Genomic DNA, 21738 nt, shown 5'->3' with positions numbered 1-21738 from the left:
CACTCGTCCTATATGGACGGGTTTTTTTATTGGCAAAACCTTAATCTATCAAATAAATTTTAGGAGAAGAAAATGAAAAACCTACTTAAAAAAATCACAAGCCTAGCCCTTGGAGCAATCTTACTTGCTTCTTGTGGAGCAAAGTCAAATGAAGAAGGAAAAACAGATGCAAAAAGCGGAGAAAAGCTTACAATCGGCATTGTCCAAATAGCTGACCATCCATCCCTAGATGCTGCAAGAGAAGGCTTTATAGAAAAGCTAGATGAGGCAGGTCTTGCTTATGAACTTGTAGACCACAGGGCAAATGGTGATTTGGCCCTCATTCCTCAATTTGCGTCAGATTTAAAAAACAAAAAGGCAGACTTAATCTACACCATAGGCACACCAGCAGCCCAGGGAGTTGCCAATGCCATAACTGACCTACCAATCCTATTTTCAGCTGTTACAGACCCGGTAGGAGCTGGTCTTGTAGATGAAAATACCAAGTTTGGGGCAAGTATTACAGGTGTCAGCGATTATGTAGAGCCAGGCAAGCTCATAGATGATTTCTTAAAATTATATCCAGATACAAAGACCTTTGGTACAATCTATAACACCAACGAGCAAAACTCTGTAGTTCAAATAGAAGCCCTAGAGAAGGCCCTAGATGAAAGAGGACTAAAGCTTGAAAAACAAGGAGTTTCAACTATAAATGATATCCCACAAGCCATCTCATCTCTAAAATCTAAGATCGATGCCATGTTTACGGTTACAGACAATGTCGTTGTAAATGCTATGCCAGTCCTATCTGAAAATTTAAACAAGGACAAAATCCCATCCATTGCCTGCGATGAGGGGTCAGTAGAAAATGGAGCCCTAATTTCAGAAGGAGTTAATTATGAGGACTGTGGCAAGAAAGTCGGTGAAATGGCTGTTGCTATCTTAAAGGATGGAAAAGCTATAAAAGATATCCCTTATCAAGATGCCGAAAGCCTAAAAACTTTGGTAAATAAAAAGACAGCAGAGATCCTAGGACTAGACTTAAATAAAGAAGTCCTAAAGGATGCAGAATATATTGAAAAATAAGAAAGAGAGAAAAAATGACAGGACTATTAGGGTCCTTGGCCACATCAATAGAGATTGGATTAATCTTTGGAATCTTGGCCATGGGCTACATGCTATCATACAAAATATTAGAATATTACGACCTATCCCTTGAAGGATCCTACCCAATGGGAGCCTTCCTCACAGCGGTAATAATTGCAAAAGGCTTAAATCCCTATCTCGGCTTAGTCTTATCAAGCATAGGCGGGGGCTTGGCAGGATTTTTGACCTATATCTTATACAAAAAAGTCAAAGTCCAACCCCTCCTAACAGGTATCCTTACCCTAACCATCCTCTATTCCCTAAATTTGAGGATAGGCGGGGCAAGCAACATTCCAATTGCCCAATATCCATCTATTTTTGGAAATCTTCCTAAATGGACAGTCCTTCTAGGCCTTGTAATCATAATAAAACTTAGCCTAGACTACTTCCTAAGAAGCGAGCAGGGCTATCTCTTAAAGGTCACAGGCAATAATAGAAAGCTAGTAAAATCCCTAGGTAAGGACCCAGATACCTATATCGCCCTCGGCCTAATCTTATCCAACGCCCTCATAGGACTTTCTGGAGGACTTATGGCAAACTACCAAGGTTTTGCAGACATAGGCATGGGCACAGCCATGATTGTAACAGGAATCGCTTCAATTATAATCGGCGATACTCTTGGTAAGAATTCATCAAAACTTAGAGACACCACCAAGGCAATCATAGGTGCCATAATTTATAGGATAATATCAGGAATTGCAATCTACCTAGGCCTAAACCCAAACGACCTAAAGCTAATCACAGCCCTAATTGTCATAGCCTTCATAGCCTACAATAACTACCTAGCAGGGGCTAAGCATAGAAAGTTGGTAAAAAATGTTGGAAATTAAAAATATTTCAAAGACCTTTAACCCAGGTACAGAAGAAGAAAATACTATATTCAAAGACTTCTCCCTCAAGGTAGAAGAAGGGATAGCCACAACAATTATAGGCCCAAATGGCTGTGGCAAGTCCACCCTCATGAGAATAATCTCTGGGGCCCTTCCTGTAGATAGGGGGTCAATTTTAATAGATGGGGAAGATGTGACAGGCCTTAGCGAGGAAAAAAGAGCGGCCTACATTGGCAAGGTAAGCCAAGATCCCAAAGATGGGGTGGCGACAAACTTAGATATTTACGAAAATATGGCCCTATCCCTCAAAAAATCAGGCAAATTTACCCTCAAATCCCTAAATAAAAACGCTGATGAAAAAGAAATCATAGCAAGACTAAAATCTCTAAACTTAGGCCTTGAAGATAAGCTTCACACCAAGACTGGTCTTTTATCAGGCGGCCAAAGGCAATCCCTAGCCCTCCTTATGGCTACAAATATCAGGCCTAAACTCCTCCTTTTGGATGAGCACACAGCAGCCCTTGACCCAAAGACAAGTAGAAATGTCATGGATAAGACCAGGAGCCTAATCGACACAGAAAAAATCACCACCCTCTTAATATCCCACAATCTAAGAGATGTAGTAAGATATTCCGATAGGATAATTATGCTAAATAAGGGACAAATTGCCCTAGATGTGAGGGCCAAAGATATAACGGAAGATGAACTTATAAGATCATATAAGGAAATTCTTGGAGAAAATAATTAGAAAAACTGGCTAAGCCCTTAATCATTTTGATTAGAGCCTAGCCAGTTTTTATATAAAGGGGTAAATAATTTATCTTATAAAAATAAGTTAAGTCTTGAAATAAAAGGAGGGTTCAAGTTATTTACCTATTTTTTTGAAATTTTCTTATATAGAGCAAATATCGCCATTCCCAAAATTGCATTTACTACTATAGCGCCACCTGGCTTGATATCAAAATGGTAAGACATGATTATTCCCACCATCATGTAAATTACACCAAGTATAGTAGTTATGAAAAATGTCTGCTTGTAGGACTTAGCAACTATAAGGGCTGTAGCCACAGGGAGCACTATCAGGCTTGTAACCATCAAAGCTCCGATTATCTTAACAGAAAGGGCTATTGTTATAGCTGCAAGTAGGGTAAAGACAGCATCAAGGGCTTGAACTTTTACTCCAGAAAGCCTTGCAGTATTTGGATCTATAGCTATAGCCAAAAGGGCTGAATATCTGCTAACAGAAAGGATAATTACCAAGATAAATACTAGAGAAGTATTTATAATATCAGCGCTTGTAACCGATGAAATCGAACCAAAAAGATAGGATTCAAAGGAATTTCCGCCTGGTGCAAAATCTGAAAGAATTGCTGCTATACCAAGGCCTGTTGACATTATTACAGCTGTTGCCATATCTCCATATTGGGGGAATTTCTTTCTAATTAATTCAATTAGGAAGGCTGCCAACACACAAATAATAGCAGATCCTAGGAGTGGATCAAAACCAAGAATTAAACCCATACCAACTCCAGCAAGGGCGGTATGTGATAGGGCATCGCCTATCATAGAAGTCTTCCTATTGACCATGACAATTCCTATAATAGGAATCATAATTGAAAGGAGGAAGCCCAAAAATAAAGCTTTTCTCATAAAGGCAAATTCTAACATTCTACTAGCCTCCCTTCTGACATTTCATATTTTTTCATATTTAACTTAAGACTTTCCATTTCCTTTAATTCATGAGTAACCATAACTATAGTAATTGAGAATTTTTCTGAAAGGATGTCTATAGTTTCAAAGAAATTCGTCTTACTTTCCTTATCAACCCCGGCTGTAGGTTCGTCTAGAATTAGGATTTGGGGATTATTAATCATTGCCTTGGCGATCATAGCTCTTTGAGCAAGGCCGCCAGACAATTCATTAACTGGTGTGTTTATATAATCTTCCATACCCATCTTAATAAGGATATCTCTAGCCTTTTGGTAATGGGATTTTTTAGGGATTTTAATAAAGCCAAAATCCTCATAGAGGTTTAAAGATACAAGTTCTAAACAAGTTATAGGAAAGGATATTTTGTTGACTATATTTATTTGTGGAACATAACCTATATCTTTGTATGACTTATAATCTTCGATATTTTTCCCCAAAATTTTAATACTCCCAGTATCTTTCTTTAATTCTCCCAACATCAATTTTATTAAAGTTGACTTACCGCTACCATTGCCACCAAGTATAAGTGCTAAATCTCCCATTTCTAGACTAAAATCACAAGATCTTATGACGGGAATTTTATTATAGGCAAAGGTAAGATTTTTTATTTCTATCGCTTTCATTTTTCCTCCTCGACCATAGAATTGTAGAGATTTTCTAGGTTCATACGCATCAAATCAATGTAATTTTGATCCTTTTCCTTTTGTTCCTTGCTTAAATATTCCATAGAGGCAAGGGGAGAAACCTTACCGCCAATTTCTTCTGCAAGGGCTTTTGCCTGTTTAGGATTTTGTCCATATTCATAAAAGACTGTTGAGATGTGGTGATAATCAGAAAAATCAATTGCCTTTTTTATTGTCTTAAGACTTGGGCTTTCAATACTAGTTAGACCTTGGAGAGGGTACTGGGTTAAGTCAAAGTCTCTAGCTATATAGGCGTAAGCATAGTGGAGGGTTAGGAAATTTTTCCTTGCCTTATCAAGCTTAGAGAACTTCTCTTTATATTCTGCATCTATATCTGTCAACTGATCTACGTATTTTAATTTGTTTTTTCTGTAAAGTCTTTCATTTTCTGGATATTTTTCTACTAGCTTTTCCTGGATTGCATTTAGGTATCTCTTGGCATTTACAATAGATAGCCAAGAATGGGGATCATAGGTAATCTTATCAAAACCTGATGAGGATCCTTCCATAAGGGATTCTTCCTTGCCTTCATCTTTTAGGATATTACCCTTGCTATCCATTAGATTATAAGGCAGCAAATCTTCACTAATCCTATCTGAAATGAAAATCCACTTGCCGCTTTCCGGGAAGTCGAAAAATACTTCACCAGATTCATGGCCCATCTCTACTCCGTAAACCTTGCCTTCTTCTACCTTATTGGTAGATTTTTGAGCCACTAGTTCACCTTTTTGGCTCATAATTTCCTTAGCCTTCTTGACTAAGTCTTTTTGATTAAGGCCTTCATCTTTAATAAAAGCAACCCTCATCATATCTTCATGAGTATGGCCGAAGTCGATTTTATTTTTGCCAGCCTCTATTTCAATTCTGGATAAGTATTGAAAATCACCGATTGCTGCAGCACCCTTATAGGTAATAAGGTCTACAGAATCAGAAAGCTTAAGGATATCAAGATTTGGAAGATTTTCCCTAACAGTATCAAGCCAAGGCTCCATATTTGCCCCATTTACAACTAATAAATCACATGAGGCTAGTTTTTTCATATCCTTTGGACTAGGTTCCCAAATATGGGGATCCTTATCCAAAGGCATAAAGCTTTTAACATTGATAGTATCTCCACCAATCATCTTCGTAAGGTCATTTACCGGATAAAAGGAAGTGTAAACTAAAGGGGAATCACCTGTTTTTTTAACATCCTTAGAACATCCGCTGACAAGTATTAAGACAAGGAGCGAAAATACTATTGAAAAATTCTTCTTAATTCTACTAAGATCGAGGGATAGTATCCTATTCAGTAATTTCATCTATAATTTGTTGGTCTGTTGAAGTAGGTTTTACAAATGTTGGGTACCAGCCTTCTTCCTTAAGTAGGCTATCCTTATCATCACCATATCTCATATGGAAGTGGGTTAGAGTTTCTTCACCGTGGATAGGCATCATCATAAGAACCTTGTAAGGAGCATCTTCGCTTGTAGCTTCAAATATATCCCATTCAAGTTTGTGTCCACCGTGCTCTACTTCTACTTTTTCTTTGTATTTGTAATCTGCTTCACCTATTACCTCGCCCTTAGCTTCAGGGAATTCTTTTAGGAATTTAACATGGTCGCCAGAAATTTCAAGACCGCCAAAGTCACATTTTCTCTTCTTAAGATAAGCTTCCTTAGCTGATGCTTCATCAGTATTTTCTTTTTCTGCTAAAGTCTTGTAAGCTTCTTGGATTTCAGGTTTTTCTAGATATCCGCCCATGCCGTTCCATTGGCCTTCCCAATCAGCCATGCTTACTTCTTCAGCAGGCTTTTCAGCTTCTTTAGCTTCTTCAGCTGGTTTTTCTTCTTTAGCTGTTTCTTCAACCTTTGTTTCAGCCTTAGTATCTTCTTTGGTTTTTGTATCAGCTGCATCTTTTTGGCAAGCAGAAAGAACAAGTCCTAATGAAAGTAGGGCTGCAATAGTATATTTATTTTTGTTTTTCATAGTTTCACCTCATAAATTTTTATTAATTGTTAATCGACTAACTGATATTGATAATAATAACACTTATCATCCAAAAAGTCAAGAGTGATTTGCATTATCAGTTAAAATTAATATTTTAACAAAGAATATTAATGCAAAAAGACCTTTAGAATCTTGTAAATAAGCTATATAGCCTAAGTTAGAATAAAAATCATGTCAGATCTTAAACTTTCTTAAGTTTAGAAAATATATTTAAATATAGTAATAGTTTATATAATAAGTATGAAAATCTTCTTATTGATAATTAAATACTAAATAATTATTAGAATATCACTGAATAAATTTATAGGCAAGCTAGGATAATAATTTATTTAGGAGTAAGTTAAATTATGAAAAAGATAAAGCTAGATTTTATATTTAGAAAAGTTTATTATTTATCGATGTTTGCTATATTATCCACTCTTATTGGAAGTACTGATAGATTTTTCTTTAAATTAATATATTCGATTCTTCTAGTTACTAGCAGAAATTATTTTTTTAAAAAATTTACAGACAAATAAAAGCCCGCTACTTTGCAAAACAAAGTAGTAGGCTTGTTTTATTTTATATCAAGTTGATAGGTATTAACTGTTACAAGTTCGTTTTTGAAGGTGGATTTTATCTTTCTTTCCTTGCCCAAAAAGCTAAATCCATTCTTTTTTATTAGCGCTAAGCTTGCTAGGTTATTTTCGTCTGCTTCTATATATATTTTTCTATAGCCCCTTAAGATAAGCTGGTAAATAAAGGCCTTTAAGGCTTCTGTCATGTAGCCATGATTCCAATATGATCTTGATAAGGCGTAGCCGATTTCTGGTATGCCTTCATCAAATTCCACCACATCTATCATGCCGATGAGCTTTTTTTCCTTAGTAAGCTCTATGCCATACCTATAGCAAGCCTCATCCTTGTAAGCTTCTAGCCAAGAATCTAAGATTTCCTGAGTCGTTTCGATGTTTTCGTGAGGGTGCCAGGTGAGAAATTTGGTGACCTCTTCATCACTTGCCCATCCCTCGTAGATGGCCTTAGCATCATCTTTATTAAGCTTTCTTAGGGTCAATCTTTTTGTTTGTATCTTTTCCACAAAGTCTCCTCGCTTTTAGTTTTTAATTGATTTTATTTTGACTTTTATAATTTTCAAGCTAAGGTAAATTTTTCAAAAATATTCATCAAAAAAGACAGAAATCGCAATGACTCTGTCTTTTTCTATCTCTAAATTTATTTTCTCATTAGGTAGTTGAAAGCACCAAGGGCTGCTGTTGCGCCAGATCCTGCTGCTATTACTATTTGTTTGAAGAGTTCTTCTGTAACATCTCCTGCTGCATAGATGCCTTCTACATTTGTAGACCCATCTGCAGATGTGATGATTTCTCCTCTTTGGCTTAGGCTTACTTCAGTTTTTTCTAGCCATTCTGTATTTGGTACAAGCCCTACTTGGATAAAGCAGCCAGCTATATCAAGCTTGTGGTCTTTTCCAGAAATCCTGTCAGTATATTCTAGGCTTTCTAGCCTGTTAGAACCGTAGAGGCCTGTGGTTTGGGCATTGGTTATGATTTCTACATTTGAAAGGGATTTGACCTTCTTTTGTAGGACCTCATCAGCCTTTAATTCTGGCAAGAATTCTAGGACTGTTACATGGTTAACCATGCCTGCTAGGTCGATTGCAGCCTCAATTCCTGAGTTACCTCCGCCAATTACCGCTACATTCTTGCCCTTAAAAAGTGGGCCGTCGCAGTGGGTACAATAGGCTACACCCTTGTTTCTAAATTCAGTCTCTCCAGGAATGCCGATTAGTCTCCACCTAGCTCCTGTGGCAATTATTGCAGTTTTTGATTCAAGCTTAGCCCCATTATCTAGGCTGGTTTCTATATTTCCATCTTTCTTTTCAATATTTTCTGCAAGGGCACCTGTCATTATCTCAACATCTAAAGCCTTGACTTGCTCTTTCATTTGATTCATAAATTCAGGGCCTTCTGTATATTTAAAGCCTGGGATATTTTCTATAGAAAGAGTTTCATTGACTTGGCCACCAAATTCGCTGGCAATGATTCCTGTCTTGATTCCCTTTCTAGCTGCATAGATAGCCGCTGTTGCTGCTGCTGGACCTCCACCTACTATTAGGACATCAAAAAGTCCCTTATCAGCAAAGTGGTCAGCGTCTATCTTTGAGCCGAGTTTATCAAGGATTGTCTCGATTGATTGTTTGCCGCCCTCAAAGAAGTCCCCATCCTTAAAGATGGCAGGAACTGCAAGGACATCACGACCTTCTGCTATTTCTTGGAACATAGATCCTTCAATCATGGTGTGATTTATAGAAGGATTTAGGATGGCCATGATATTTAGGCCTTGGACAACATCTGGACAATTGTGGCAAGAAAGAGATACAATTGTTTCAAAATCGCATCCGTCTAGGGCCTTAATCCTAGCCTTTATACTTTCATCAACCTTTGGCTCTATTCCTCCAACTTGTAAAAGGGCAAGGGCAAAGGAAGCAAATTCGTGGCCTAGTGGAAGGCCTGCAAAGACTATATTACCGTGGTCAAATTCACCCTTAAGATCAAAGGATGGATTGTAGGTGAGGTCTTTTTCCTCAACCTTTATCTTTGATGAAAGGCTTGCTACATCGTCTATAAATTCCTTAACTTTTTTGGAATTTTCGCTATTATCAACAGAAAGCCCAATAGTGACCTCCCCTTTGAGGAGGTCAAGGTATTGGGCTAACTGGGTCTTTAGATTATTATCTAACATTATTAGATTTTACCTACTAGGTCAAGTCCTGGTGTAAGGGTTGCACTTTCTTCTGATTCCCATTTAGCTGGGCAAGCTTCGCCTGGGTGAGCTGCTATATATTTTCCAGCCTTAACCTTGTTAATATTTACATTAGCCTTTCTACCTATTCCATCAGCGTTGATTTCAACAGTTTGGATAACATTTTCTGGGTCAAGAACAAGGGTAGCTCTGTGAGCCTTGCCTGATTCATCAAGTAGGTCTAAAGCTCTTGTTAATTCCTTGTTTGAATCGCCAATCATTGTGTATTCAATCTTGCTAATAGCATCACTATTATCATGCCAAGCCTTGTGAACAAAGTGGGTATCAACTGAAATTGAGTAAACCTCAGCACCTAGTTCCTTAAGCTCTGCGTATGATTCTTGCATATCTTCTAGCTCTGTAGGGCATACAAAAGTAAAGTCAGCTGGATAGAAGATAAGAACAGTCCAAGAACCCTTTAGGTCCTCATCTGTAACCTTTATAAATTCTTCCTTAGCTGGATTGTATGCGTCAAGTTCAAATTGTGGTAATGTTTTTCCGATTAAAGCCATAATTTTCTCCTTTTTATTTATATTCTATAATAATAATTATAATCATTCTAATTTAAAAAGTCAAGGGAAAGAGTTTTTATAAAAATAAAAATAAAAAAGCCTTCGCCTAAGGCGAAAGCTAAAATTATGCTCTTTTCTTCTTGGTATTTAAAATTAAAGACCCTGACAAAACTAAAATCATACCGATAGCAAGATTTGTAGTAAAAGTCTCTCCTAGGATTATAACTGATAGGACAGATCCAAAAAGTGGGACAAAGAGCTTGTAAATTCCAAATTCTCCTGCTGAGTGGTTCATAAGGACTATTGTCCAAATGCTAAAGGCGGTAGCTGAAATAAAGGCAGCATATAAAAGTAAGATGGCAGCCTTGGCTGTAAAGACCAGACTTCCTTCCTTAAGTATAGATCCTGTGATTATAAGGATGGTAGACCCAATCAAAAATTGAACCCCTGTCATAATATAGGCATTTTGGCCCTGGCCATATTTTCTAACAAGGACTGTACATAGGGCATTGATGGTGGTAGATACAAGTATCAAACCCTCACCAGTTAGTCTTAAGGGACTATCACCTGCTTCCTTGCCCATATTTGTGACAATAATACCGGCAGTACCCATGATAAGGGCAATGATAATTCTCTTGTCAATCTTATCACCTGGAAGTAGGAAAAATGAGATGATAACCACTATAAAGGAATTTGCTGACTGGATAATAGATGACTTAACACCCGCAGTATTTGATAGGCCTATATAGTAGCACATATACTGGATAAAGGTCTGGATAAGACCCAAAATTATAATGAATTTCCAGTTAATCTGACTCTTGTCTACTTCATCTTTATTAAAAATCTTAAAATATATAAGGGTAATAATCCCTGCCATAAAAAACCTAATTCCCGCTATAAGAATCTTAAGACCTGTATCAGTACTAGCTACAGCAAGCTCTATATAGGTAGTCTTTATAGTAGGGATAGCCGATCCCCAAAGGAACATGGCAAAGATAGAAAATATAATAGCTGTTTTTTTATTTTTTAACAAATTCTCCTCCTGAAATTAATAACTTACTATTTAACTTTACCAAATAAAGAGAATATAGCAAAAATTAACTAATTTTAAAGGGGTATGAAATATCTTAGTCGCAAAGCTCCTTCGACATGACAGAGAATAAGCCAGTCCGGCTCATGAGGACCATTGTTCTTTATATAGGGTTTCGTTGATACATCGTTTACAGGTGATTATTTGGATTATCATGAATATAATAGCTAATAATTAAAAGATATGAAATAAGCTGTATGCCTGACAATGCGACTCATAAAAATCAATGCTCCTATTCGTCGCATCAATTTTTATTCGCTGCATAAGGTTCTTCATCAATCTTTTCTTCGTGCTTTGCACTCGAAAATATTGTGAAGACCGCAAAAATATTGCTTACAATATTTTTGCTACCATTAAATAGAGCCATTAGCTAAATACTAATGGCCCTGATGGTTGAAATCATATGTAGATTTCATGAGTTAAACAGCGAAAGTTTCTTAACCTTCTTATTTAGTATAGCAGCAAATAGCTTATTTGTAAAGCTTTTTGCACTTATTTTTGAATAAGTCCTTTTTCTTTAATAAAATTTAATTTTCTAGGGTATATATTATAAGGATGGGAGATAAGATGAAAATATTAATTGGAATTGATTCTATAAAAACTTTTGAAAATTCCGTTGAAATCGGAAATGTTTTTAAAAATAATATGAATGAAGATGTGACTGTCATGCCCTTTTTGGATGGAGGTGATGGGACTGTTGAAGCTATGCAGGCTGTGATTAAGGGGAAATATAAATATGTCAATGTACATAATCCTCTAAATGATGTGATCACCGCCAGATACATACTCAAGGATGATTTGGCTGTTATGGAGATGGCTGAGTCTTCTGGAATTAGGCTCCTTTATAAGGAAGACCTTAGGGTTATGGAGTCTTCTTCTCTTGGTTTTGGGGAGATGATTCTTGATGGCCTTGATAATGGGGCCAAGTCCTTTTATATAGGCATCGGAGATACCGCTACTAACGATTTGGGTATGGGTATGCTCTATGCCTTGGGGGCGAGATTTTACGATTTGGATGACAATGACCTTAACCCTATTGCAGAAAATATGGAAAGAGTGGCTAGGGCTGATATTTCTGGCCTTGATAGGAGGCTTAAAGATGTTAAGATTGTCATAGCGACCTCTACCTTTAAGACTCTTTTTGGTAAGAATTCTTTCCTTGAGGATAGGGTCTACAGAAAGGGCGCTAGCGACCTTGATACGGCTAGGCTTTTTAAGGGGTCTAAGAATTTTAAGAGGATTATCGAAGATGAACTTGGTACAGGCTCTGTCGATATGCCAGGTCTTGGTTCTGGTGGTGGAGTGGCTTGGGCCCTTTATCTCTTCTTTAAGGCCAAGATTACTAAGTCTATGGACTTTATGATGAAGACCCTTGATTTTGAAAAGCTAATAAGGGATAAGGATGTCCTTATTTTAGGTGAGAATGTCGAGCAATTTGGGGCCTATTCATCTCAAAACGTGGCCAAACTTGCCAAAAGATACAATAAAGACCTTGAAATTATCTTCCTTGAAGACTCTACTAATAAGAGGGTTGAGGATAAGGGAGATTTTGATAAGATTATTTCCTATGAGCTTAGGGATACTTTTGATAGGCAGGATATGTATAAGGAAATAGGCTTTCTTGCCAAAAGGGTTGAGTCCTTACTTTAATTGAGAGGATAAGAGGTATAATTATCTTATGAATATTAATTTAGAAAGACTTAGCCAGGCTAAGGTTACATCGGCTTTGATGATTATTAATGTGATTGTCTTTGTTCTGATGAGTCTTAGTGGTGGTAGTGAAAGTATTGAAAATTTGATAAGATTTGGTGCAAATTCCAAGATTCTCGTAGGAGAAGGGGATTGGTGGAGGCTTTTTACGGCTTCTTTTATCCACATAGGATTTTTTCATATTATGTTTAATATGTATTTCCTTTACAATATCGGTCCTATATTTGAAAGGCTATATGGATCTGTTGGATTTCTTATAATCTACCTAGTCTGCGGGATTTTTGGCAACCTTGTTTCTTACGCCTTTGGGGATGTCTATACGGTATCTGCTGGGGCATCTACTAGTCTTTATGGGCTTTTGGGTATAGCTATCGGCATGATGCTTGTCTATAGGGATGATGCCATCCTCCATAGTTTTGGGGCAAGCTTTGTGTCAATAGTTGTAATTAACGTGATTTATTCCTTCCTTATGCCTGGAGTGGGCGTTCTTGGCCACTTGGGCGGTTTTGTGGGAGGATTTATCCTTGCCAATGCCTTGCCAGTTGTTGGAAGGGATTTATCTATTCCTAGACAAGTTGTAGCAGGTCTAGCGACACTAGCCTTGGCCTTTATCCTAATAAGGATAGGCAATAAGTCGCTTTTAGGAGTGTAATATGAAGAAAATATTGATTTTGGGCATTCTTTTGACTTTGACATCTTGTGGTTTTGAGTCAAAGGCGGAATTTGAAGCCAAAAACACTCCTAAAAAATCTGAAGAGATTGAATTTCCAGAGATAAAATACCTACCATCTACAAATTCAGGATCATCCAGCCTTGATTTTGAAGAAACTTATGGCAGGGGCAAGATGGGAAATGCAGTAGCTATAGAAGATGCTATGGGTTTTTTGAAGGATTTTGGCCTAGGGGATAATTATCTAGGCATATCCGTTCTTGAGTCATCATATTCACCAGACTCTTTTTCTGCTGTTTTATCTTTTGAGAAAAACGATCAATTGGTAGAAAAGGAATATGGACCGGTCATAAGTCCTGACGGAATATTCTCTAAGGTGTCATTTGATGTAATAGAATCTGACTCCGGCCCTATGCTACTTGCTAGCCAGGTCGTGATAAATGAGGATTCTACATCTTCGGCATATTTTTTATACAATAAATATATGTCGCTGATAGATTCCTTTAAATTCGAAAACTCAAAAGCAGACCCTGCAACCAAGGTTTATAGACTAGGAGATTTGCTGGAAAATAGGGATGCTTCTACAAATGACCTTAAAAGTCTTATAAAAAATAGGCTAGAGGCAGAAGATGATTATTTGGGAGAAATCCTAACAGCCTATAATATAAAATACAAAAAAATAAAGGCGAGCCTAGATGGTGATGAGATTTCTGTAGGAAATATGCCAAGCGACCCTAAAAATAAGATATTAACTGTAAAATATGAAGATGAAAAAGGTAAAATATTAAATATAAAATAGGAGGATATTTAATGCAAAGAAACGAAATAGAAGAAAGATTAAAATGGGATACTTCATCCATTTATGAAAATGATGAAGATTTTTATAAAGATATTGAGGAGATAAAGGCTCTTGTAGAAAAGCTTACATCCTACAAGGGAAAAATCACATCAAGCTTGGAAAATTTTAAGGCCTATCTCAAATTAGACGAAGAATTTTCTAGAAAGATGGAAAAGGCCTATGTATTTTCATCCCTAAAATCAGATGAGGATACCAGGGTAACTAAGTACCAAGAGATGAGCCAAGTAGCTCAAAATACATGGGTAGGAGCATCAAGCGCCCTTTCTTTCGTACAACCAGAGCTATTATCAACTGATAAAAAAGTTATAGATGAATACCTAGAAGATAGTGAAATTTCATACCTAAAACACTATTTTGACGATATTTTCAGAAACAAAGACCATGTCCTAGATGAAAATGGGGAAACAATCTTAGCAGCCTTCGGCAAACTAAAGAATAACCCACAAAACACCTATATGATCTTTAATAACGCCGACCTATCCTTCCCAAGCGTAGAAAAGGATGGCGAAGAGATAAGATTATCTGATGCTAACTTCGTAACCCTCCAAGAAGACCCAGACAGGGACTTCAGACGCCAGGTTTATGAGAAATATTACAAAACATACAGACAATACTCAAACACCCTAGGATCAACCTTAGACGGTGAATTTACAGCTCATAACGTAGAAGCAAAATTAAGAAAATTCTCATCAGCAAGAGAAATGTCACTTTTCAAAAACAACCTTCCAGAAGAAATTTATGACAACCTCCTAGAAGTAGTTCATGAAAATAGTGACATCCACAGAGACTACACCACACTTAGAAAAGAATACCTAGGCGTAGATGACCTAGGCTTCCACGATATCTATGTGCCACTAGTAGAAGACTATGACAGAAAAATCGAATTTGATGAAGCAAAAGAAATAGTCCTAGCAGCCATAGCACCACTTGGTGAAGAATATGTAAAGGTAGCAAGAGAAGGTTTTGAATCAAGATGGTTTGATGTTATGCCAAACGAAGGCAAGAGATCTGGTGCCTATTCATCAGGATCCTATGACACCCAACCATTTATATTACTAAACCACACCAACACCATAAATGACGTATTTACAGTAGTTCACGAGCTGGGCCACTCCATGCACTCCTACTACACAAGATCCACCCAACCATACCAATATGGTTCATATTCAATCTTTTTAGCAGAAATAGCATCCACAACCAACGAGCTTCTACTCCTTGACTACATGCTAAAACATAGCCAAAGTGAAGAAGAAACAAAATATCTCCTAAACTACTTTGTAAACCAATTCAAATCAACAGTATTTAGACAAACAATGTTTGCAGAATTTGAACACAAGGTAAACAAATTAGTAGAAGCAGGAGAACCAATCCCAGCAGAAAGACTACACGCAATCTACAAAGAGCTAAACGAAGAATTATTCGGCAAAGACATAGAAGTAGATGACTATATAGCATCAGAATGGGCAAGAATCCCACACTTCTACATGTTCTACTATGTATTCCAATACGCAACAGGCTTCATGAGCGCAGTAGCTCTAAGCCAAAAAATCCTACACGGCACAGACGAAGATAGGACAGCCTACCTAAACTACCTAAAAGCAGGCGAAAGCGAATATCCACTAGAAGTCCTCAAAAAAGCAGGAGTCGACATGACAAACAAAGAAGCCATGCAAGCTGCAATGGATGTAGCAAGAGATGCTATGAAGGACTTAAGAGAAGCAATATTATAAGAAAAAAATACCCTCCTTGCCAAGCAAAGAGGGTATTTTTTTGCCTAAATCATCTATCCTTCTTCTCCCATAAAACATTGCCATTACTGTCATAGACTTTATCAACCATATCTAATCGCATAAAGTCAAAAACGTATGGTTCTTTTTTATACAAAGGCGCAATGTATCTTTCCCAAGGACTTTGTGAAAAGTTCACTGCCTAAGTTCCATCATTATTGAAAGCATTACCAGCGCTAAATAAAATATCGCCTTTATTTTAATATTTAATCCACAAGTAATTATCTTTTTCACAAAATTTTATCATTTTATTTTTCCTATAATAATCATATAGGCAATTTCTTGCAATGGTAAAAAGCCAGGCCCTGATGTCAACCGACCAGTCAAACTTATCAATCTTATCAAGGGCTTTGGCAAAGGTCTCGTGGCAAATATCAATTGCCAAGTCGCTATCAGAGCAAAGGCTCAGGATAAACCTATATACATCCTTGTTGTAATCTTCATAAATCTTGGCAAAATCCATCTTCCTCTCCTTATATCTATCAAATATTCTACCTCCTTAATAGGGCCTTCTACTATAATAACGAATGAATATTGAAAGTGTTACAAATACTTAACGATTCTAAATGACAAATAATACATATATATAGAAGGAATAAAAAAATAATAAGAAAATATAAAAAAATATCAAAAATTATTTGACATGAATAAAAAAAGCTAGTACATTATATAGGCACGAGATATGGAAGTGCTTACAAGTCAAAAAAATATTTACAAAAATATTTGACAAGCAAAGAAATATATCGTATACTAATACTAATGCTGCTGAAGGCATTTATCGAAAAAACTTAAATTTTTTGAAAAAACTTCAAAAAATATTTGACAAGATAAAAACTTCGTGGTATTATATAAGAGTCGCAACAAGTTAGCGACACCGAACCAGAATAAAATATAATAATAAGATAATCAAGGTTAATTATTAAACTTCTATTATATATAGAAAAAAATAATTACTTTGGAGAATAACAACTATAACCTAGTTAAATTTCTTTACAGTAATGATTCTTGATATGCAAGAATAAATCACGCATTTGATTAAGTCAGATGTAAATGAATAAGAGTCTTGATCTAAGACTTTCATACAAATTTTTTATGAGAGTTTGATCCTGGCTCAGGATTAACGCTGGCGGCGTGCATAACACATGCAAGTCGAACGATGAAACTTAATTGATCTCTTCGGAGTGATTTTAAGTGGATTAGTGGCGGACGGGTGAGTAACGCGTGAGTAACCTGCCTTAGAGATGGGGATAGCCTCTGGAAACGGAGAATAATACCCAATGATACCAAGTTATCGCATGGTAGCCTGGTCAAAGATTTATCGCTCTAAGATGGACTTGCGTCTGATTAGCTAGTTGGTGAGATAATAGCTCACCAAGGCAACGATCAGTAGCCGGCTTGAGAGAGTGTACGGCCACATTGGGACTGAGACACGGCCCAGACTCCTACGGGAGGCAGCAGTGGGGAATTTTGCACAATGGGGGAAACCCTGATGCAGCGACGCCGCGTGATTTAGAAGGCCTTCGGGTTGTAAAAATCTTTTGTATAGGAAGAAAATGACAGTACTATACGAATAAGGACCGGCTAATTACGTGCCAGCAGCCGCGGTAATACGTAAGGTCCGAGCGTTGTCCGGAATCATTGGGCGTAAAGGGTACGTAGGCGGGTAAGCAAGTTAGAAGTGAAATCCTATAGCTCAACTATAGTAAGCTTTTAAAACTGCTCATCTTGAGGTATGGAAGGGAAAGTGGAATTCCTAGTGTAGCGGTGAAATGCGCAGATATTAGGAGGAATACCGGTGGCGAAGGCGACTTTCTGGCCATAACCTGACGCTGAGGTACGAAAGCGTGGGTAGCAAACAGGATTAGATACCCTGGTAGTCCACGCCGTAAACGATGAGTGTTAGGTGTCTGGAGTAAATCTGGGTGCCGCAGCTAACGCATTAAACACTCCGCCTGGGGAGTACGCACGCAAGTGTGAAACTCAAAGGAATTGACGGGGACCCGCACAAGCAGCGGAGCATGTGGTTTAATTCGACGCAACGCGAAGAACCTTACCAAGTCTTGACATATTACGGCGGGAGCTAGAGATAGTTCCTTACTTCTTCGGAAGACTGTAATACAGGTGGTGCATGGTTGTCGTCAGCTCGTGTCGTGAGATGTTGGGTTAAGTCCCATAACGAGCGCAACCCCTATTGTTAGTTACCATCATTAAGTTGGGGACTCTAACGATACTGCCGGTGACAAACCGGAGGAAGGTGGGGATGACGTCAAATCATCATGCCCTTTATGACTTGGGCTACACACGTGCTACAATGGCAGGTACACAGAGCAGCAAGACAGCGATGTCAAGCAAATCTCAAAAAGCCTGTCCCAGTTCGGATTGCACTCTGCAACTCGAGTGCATGAAGTTGGAGTTGCTAGTAATCGTGGATCAGAATGCCGCGGTGAATGCGTTCCCGGGTCTTGTACACACCGCCCGTCACACCATGGAAGTTGGCAATACCCGAAGCCTGTGAGCGAACCTTTTGGACGCAGCAGTCGAAGGTAGGGTCAGTAACTGGGGTGAAGTCGTAACAAGGTAGCCGTATCGGAAGGTGCGGCTGGATCACCTCCTTTCTAAGGATGAGGAGAGGGTACGCTCTCTCCTCACTCGAGAAGATTTCTCGATTAGAACAAAGATTAACTTTGATTATCCTTATATTTTATTAAGGTAAAAGAACCAAAAAAACTAAATAGCAAACAATATTTCCAGTCAAGAAAGAAAGGGCGCAAGGTGGATGCCTTGGCACATGAAGGCGACGAAGGACGTAAGTGAACGAAAACTAGGGTAAGCTCACAAAAAGCATTGACCCCTAGGTCTCCGAATGGGGAAACCCGGCTGTGGAAGACACAGTCATCATTAAGTGAATACATAGCTTAATGAAGCAAGACCCTGTGAACTGAAACATCTAAGTAACAGGAGGAAAAGAAAGAAAACTCGATTTTCCTAGTAGCGGCGAGCGAAAAGAAAAGAGCCCAACTCATTAAGGATCATATTTAATTAGCAGAATCATTTGGGAAGATGAACCAAAGAAAGTGACAGTCTTGTACGCGACAGTTAAATATGGACAGAGGGAAAGTAGCACCGGACACGAGGAATCCGTTGTGAAGATAGGGGGCCCATCCCCTAAGGCTAAATACTAACATGTGACCGATAGTGAACAAGTACCGTGAGGGAAAGGTGAAAAGAACCCCGAAAGGGGAGTGAAATAGAACCTGAAACCTAGCGCCTACAAGCAGACAGAGCAATTAAGCCCGACATACTGGGCAAAGTCTGATGTCGTACCTTTTGTAGAATGGGCCAGCGAGTTATTCTAAGCTGCAAGATTAATGATTTAAGATCAGAAGTCGAAGCGAAAGCGAGTCTGAATAGGGCGAAAAGTAGAATAGAATAGACCCGAAACCGGGTGATCTATCCATGACCAGAGTGAAGGTGAAGTAAAATTCACTGGAGGCTCGAACCGGGTACGGTTTAAAACGTATCGGATGAGTTGTGGTTAGGGGTGAAAAGCCAAACGAACTCGGATATAGCTGGTTCTCCTCGAAATAGCTTTAGGGCTAGCCTTTGACGAAAGATTTAAGGAGGTAGAGCACTGAATGGTCTAGGGCGGTTTACCGTACCAAAACCTATCAAACTCCGAATGCCAAAAAATCAAGTCAAGGAGTCAGACTTAGAGGGATAAGCTTCTAAGTCGAAAGGGAAACAGCCCAGACCGACAGCTAAGGTCCCAAAATCTGGATTAAGTGGAAAAGGATGTGATCCTACTAAGACAACCAGGACGTTGGCTTAGAAGCAGCCATGCATTTAAAGAATGCGTAATAGCTCACTGGTCAAGTGGGGTTGCGCCGAAAATGAACGGGGCTCAAATCCAGTACCGAAGCTTCGGATTGATAGAGGAATTAAGTATACAAGTAAGGTATATAATTAAACTTGAATGGAAATATTAAAGATAACAGAGTTAACAAAAGAGTAGAAAATCAAAACTAACATACGCTCACTAAGAAAAATCAGAAAAGATTCAAAAATCACCCAAAATCCTAAAAAGAATAAACGGTAGGTCTAAAAACCTAAGCGTAAGTCAAACTACAATAAATTAACTGGTAACTGTAAATATTAAACGTCAAGTAAAATCTATCTTACAAGCATACTTAATACCTCTATCAGTGGTAGAGGAGCGTTGTATTAGGGAAGAAGCAGAAGCGAAAGCAAAGGTGGACTTAATACAAGTGAGAATGCTGGCATGAGTAGCGAGAAGGAGAGTGAGAATCTCTCCCGTCGAAACCCTAAGGATTCCTGAGCAAGGCTCGTCCCCTCAGGGTAAGTCGGGACCTAAGCCAAGGCCGAAAGGCGTAGGCGATGGACAACAGGTTTAGATTCCTGTACCGCTTAAAGTCGTTAAGAGAGAAGTGATGACGCAAGAGGATAAGCTAAGCTGACAGATGGAAGTCAGTCCAAGCAGTGAGATTAATGTGTAGGCAAATCCGCACATTGTTAAAATCAGGCTGTGATGGGTATCGAAAACATGAGTAGAGAAGTAGCCGATTTCAAATTGCCAAGAAAAGTCACTATCCAGACCAAAGCGCCCGTACCCGAAACCGACACAGGTAGGGAGGTAGAGAATACCAAGACGCGCGGAAGAACCTTTGTTAAGGAACTCGGCAAAATGTCCCCGTAACTTCGGGAGAAGGGGAGCCATAGCGATATGGCCACAGAAACCAGGCCCAAGCGACTGTTTACCAAAAACACAAGTTTCTGCAAAATCGTAAGATGAAGTATAGGAGCTGACACCTGCCCGGTGCTGGAAGGTTAAGGCGAAGGCTTAGCGCAAGCGAAGGCTCGAACTTAAGCCCCAGTAAACGGCGGCCGTAACTATAACGGTCCTAAGGTAGCGAAATTCCTTGTCGGGTAAGTTCCGACCCGCACGAAAGGTGTAACGATTTGGGCACTGTCTCAACAAAGGATCCGGTGAAATTGTAGTAGTCGTGAAGATGCGACTTACCCACGCTAGGACGGAAAGACCCCGTGGAGCTTTACTGTAGGCTGATATTGGACTTTGAGATTAGATGTACAGGATAGTTGGGAGACTGTGATACATGCACGCCAGTGTGTGAGGAGTCACCCTTGGGATACCAACCTTCTAATATTAAAGTTCTAACGATAACCCTTGAATCAGGGTATCGGACATTGTCAGTTGGGCAGTTTGACTGGGGCGGTCGCCTCCTAAAAAGTAACGGAGGCGTTCAAAGGTTCGCTCAGAATGGACGGAAACCATTCGAAGAGTACAAAGGCATAAGCGAGCTTAACTGCAAAACCTACAAGTTGCGCAGAGTAGAAATACGGACTTAGTGATCCGGTGGTACCGCATGGAAGGGCCATCGCTCAACGGATAAAAGCTACCCCGGGGATAACAGGCTTATCTCCCCCAAGAGTCCACATCGACGGGGAGGTTTGGCACCTCGATGTCGGCTCGTCTCATCCTGGGGCTGAAGTAGGTCCCAAGGGTTGGGCTGTTCGCCCATTAAAGAGGCACGCGAGCTGGGTTCAGAACGTCGTGAGACAGTTCGGTCCCTATCCAGCGTGGGCGTAAGAAATTTGAGAGGATCTGTCCCTAGTACGAGAGGACCGGGATGGACATACCAATGGTCTACCAGTTGTTCCGCCAGGAGCATAGCTGGGTAGCTACGTATGGAATCGATAAGTACTGAAAGCATCTAAGTACGAAACAGACCTCAAGATAAGATTTCTCAGAGTACGTAAAGAAAATACGTTTGATAGGTCCAAGGTGTAAGTGCAGTAATGTATTAAGCTAATGGATACTAATACTTTATATCTTGACTGGAAATATTGTTTCCCACTAAGGTGGGGTCCACAAAAAAGTGGATGCTATTTAAGGCAAGCCCGTCCGGCTTATGGAGGACTCTCCATGAAATGG

Annotated in this window: 16 protein-coding genes and 2 rRNA genes; 9 read left to right on the top strand and 9 right to left on the bottom strand. The window is 38.9% G+C overall.

Going from position 1 to position 21738, the window contains the following annotated elements; all coding sequences use genetic code 11:
• The first annotated feature begins 72 nt into the window (after nt 1–72).
• Genes C8269_RS08075 through C8269_RS08065 form a run of 3 tightly spaced genes read left to right on the top strand, consistent with a single transcriptional unit; the run spans nt 73 to nt 2703 of the window.
• Nucleotides 73–1065 (top strand): ABC transporter substrate-binding protein, encoded by a 993-nt coding sequence (locus tag C8269_RS08075; protein WP_106461214.1) that lies wholly within the window; start codon nt 73–75, stop codon nt 1063–1065.
• Between the two features lie 14 nt (nt 1066–1079).
• The gene (locus C8269_RS08070) at nt 1080–1955 is read left to right on the top strand and encodes an ABC transporter permease (protein ID WP_106461213.1); all 876 of its coding nucleotides are present in this window, start codon (nt 1080–1082) and stop codon (nt 1953–1955) included.
• Nucleotides 1942–2703, top strand: coding sequence for an ABC transporter ATP-binding protein (locus C8269_RS08065; protein ID WP_106461212.1), 762 nt, complete (start codon nt 1942–1944; stop codon nt 2701–2703). Before C8269_RS08070 ends, C8269_RS08065 begins: the two co-directional genes overlap by 14 nt.
• A 125-nt stretch (nt 2704–2828) precedes the next feature.
• Here the strand turns inward: C8269_RS08065 and C8269_RS08060 are convergent, their stop codons facing one another.
• The 8 genes from C8269_RS08060 to C8269_RS08025 all read right to left on the bottom strand — a co-directional run bounded on the left by C8269_RS08060 (nt 2829) and on the right by C8269_RS08025 (nt 10684).
• Nucleotides 2829–3623, bottom strand: a complete 795-nt coding sequence (locus C8269_RS08060; protein WP_106461211.1) for a metal ABC transporter permease — start codon at nt 3621–3623, stop codon at nt 2829–2831.
• Nucleotides 3617–4288 carry a metal ABC transporter ATP-binding protein gene (locus C8269_RS08055; protein ID WP_106461210.1) on the bottom strand — a complete coding sequence of 224 codons (672 nt, stop codon included), beginning with the start codon at nt 4286–4288 and terminating at the stop codon, nt 3617–3619. Before C8269_RS08055 ends, C8269_RS08060 begins: the two co-directional genes overlap by 7 nt.
• Nucleotides 4285–5649 carry a metal ABC transporter substrate-binding protein gene (locus C8269_RS08050; RefSeq protein WP_106461209.1) on the bottom strand — a complete coding sequence of 455 codons (1365 nt, stop codon included), beginning with the start codon at nt 5647–5649 and terminating at the stop codon, nt 4285–4287. Before C8269_RS08050 ends, C8269_RS08055 begins: the two co-directional genes overlap by 4 nt.
• On the bottom strand, nt 5633–6316 hold the full coding sequence (locus C8269_RS08045; RefSeq protein ID WP_106461208.1) for a ZinT/AdcA family metal-binding protein: 684 nt from the start codon (nt 6314–6316) through the stop codon (nt 5633–5635). Before C8269_RS08045 ends, C8269_RS08050 begins: the two co-directional genes overlap by 17 nt.
• Before the next feature lie 577 nt (nt 6317–6893).
• Nucleotides 6894–7415 (bottom strand): GNAT family N-acetyltransferase, encoded by a 522-nt coding sequence (locus tag C8269_RS08040; protein WP_106461207.1) that lies wholly within the window; start codon nt 7413–7415, stop codon nt 6894–6896.
• 134 nt (nt 7416–7549) lie between these two features.
• Nucleotides 7550–9079 (bottom strand): alkyl hydroperoxide reductase subunit F, encoded by a 1530-nt coding sequence (gene ahpF, locus C8269_RS08035; RefSeq protein WP_106461206.1) that lies wholly within the window; start codon nt 9077–9079, stop codon nt 7550–7552.
• A gap of 2 nt (nt 9080–9081) precedes the next feature.
• The gene (gene ahpC / locus C8269_RS08030; protein WP_106461205.1) at nt 9082–9651 is read right to left on the bottom strand and encodes an alkyl hydroperoxide reductase subunit C; all 570 of its coding nucleotides are present in this window, start codon (nt 9649–9651) and stop codon (nt 9082–9084) included.
• Nucleotides 9652–9775: 124 nt separating this feature from the next.
• On the bottom strand, nt 9776–10684 hold the full coding sequence (locus C8269_RS08025; protein WP_106461204.1) for a DMT family transporter: 909 nt from the start codon (nt 10682–10684) through the stop codon (nt 9776–9778).
• 624 nt (nt 10685–11308) lie between these two features.
• Between C8269_RS08025 and C8269_RS08020 the strand changes: the two genes are divergently transcribed.
• From C8269_RS08020 to pepF, 4 genes are read left to right on the top strand one after another with little or no spacing between them, the layout of a single operon-like run.
• Nucleotides 11309–12391 (top strand): glycerate kinase, encoded by a 1083-nt coding sequence (locus C8269_RS08020; protein ID WP_106461203.1) that lies wholly within the window; start codon nt 11309–11311, stop codon nt 12389–12391.
• A 28-nt stretch (nt 12392–12419) separates the two neighbouring features.
• Complete coding sequence (locus C8269_RS08015) at nt 12420–13103, top strand: rhomboid family intramembrane serine protease (RefSeq protein WP_106461202.1); 684 nt, start codon at nt 12420–12422, stop codon at nt 13101–13103.
• A 1-nt stretch (nt 13104) separates the two neighbouring features.
• Nucleotides 13105–13920: a hypothetical protein gene (locus C8269_RS08010; RefSeq protein ID WP_106461201.1), complete on the top strand. Its 816-nt coding sequence runs from the start codon at nt 13105–13107 to the stop codon at nt 13918–13920.
• Between the two features lie 11 nt (nt 13921–13931).
• Nucleotides 13932–15710 (top strand): oligoendopeptidase F, encoded by a 1779-nt coding sequence (gene pepF / locus C8269_RS08005; RefSeq protein WP_106461200.1) that lies wholly within the window; start codon nt 13932–13934, stop codon nt 15708–15710.
• A 256-nt stretch (nt 15711–15966) separates the two neighbouring features.
• Here pepF and C8269_RS08000 read toward each other — a convergent pair whose 3' ends face one another.
• Nucleotides 15967–16230, bottom strand: coding sequence for an RNA polymerase sigma factor (locus C8269_RS08000; protein ID WP_234025865.1), 264 nt, complete (start codon nt 16228–16230; stop codon nt 15967–15969).
• Nucleotides 16231–16855: 625 nt separating this feature from the next.
• Here C8269_RS08000 and C8269_RS07995 point away from each other — a divergent pair.
• Both C8269_RS07995 and C8269_RS07990 read left to right on the top strand, forming a co-directional pair.
• A 16S ribosomal RNA gene (locus C8269_RS07995) occupies nt 16856–18382 on the top strand.
• 134 nt (nt 18383–18516) lie between these two features.
• Nucleotides 18517–21645, top strand: a 23S ribosomal RNA gene (locus C8269_RS07990).
• The 16S and 23S rRNA genes sit together here, the layout of an rRNA operon.
• Nucleotides 21646–21738 lie beyond the last annotated feature (93 nt).

This window comes from Anaerococcus sp. Marseille-P3915, assembly GCF_900258475.1.
In the GTDB taxonomy this organism is placed as follows: domain Bacteria; phylum Bacillota; class Clostridia; order Tissierellales; family Peptoniphilaceae; genus Anaerococcus; species Anaerococcus kampingae.
The sequence above is the reverse complement of the archived record's forward strand: the minus strand, read 5'-3'. Positions and strand labels throughout refer to the sequence as shown.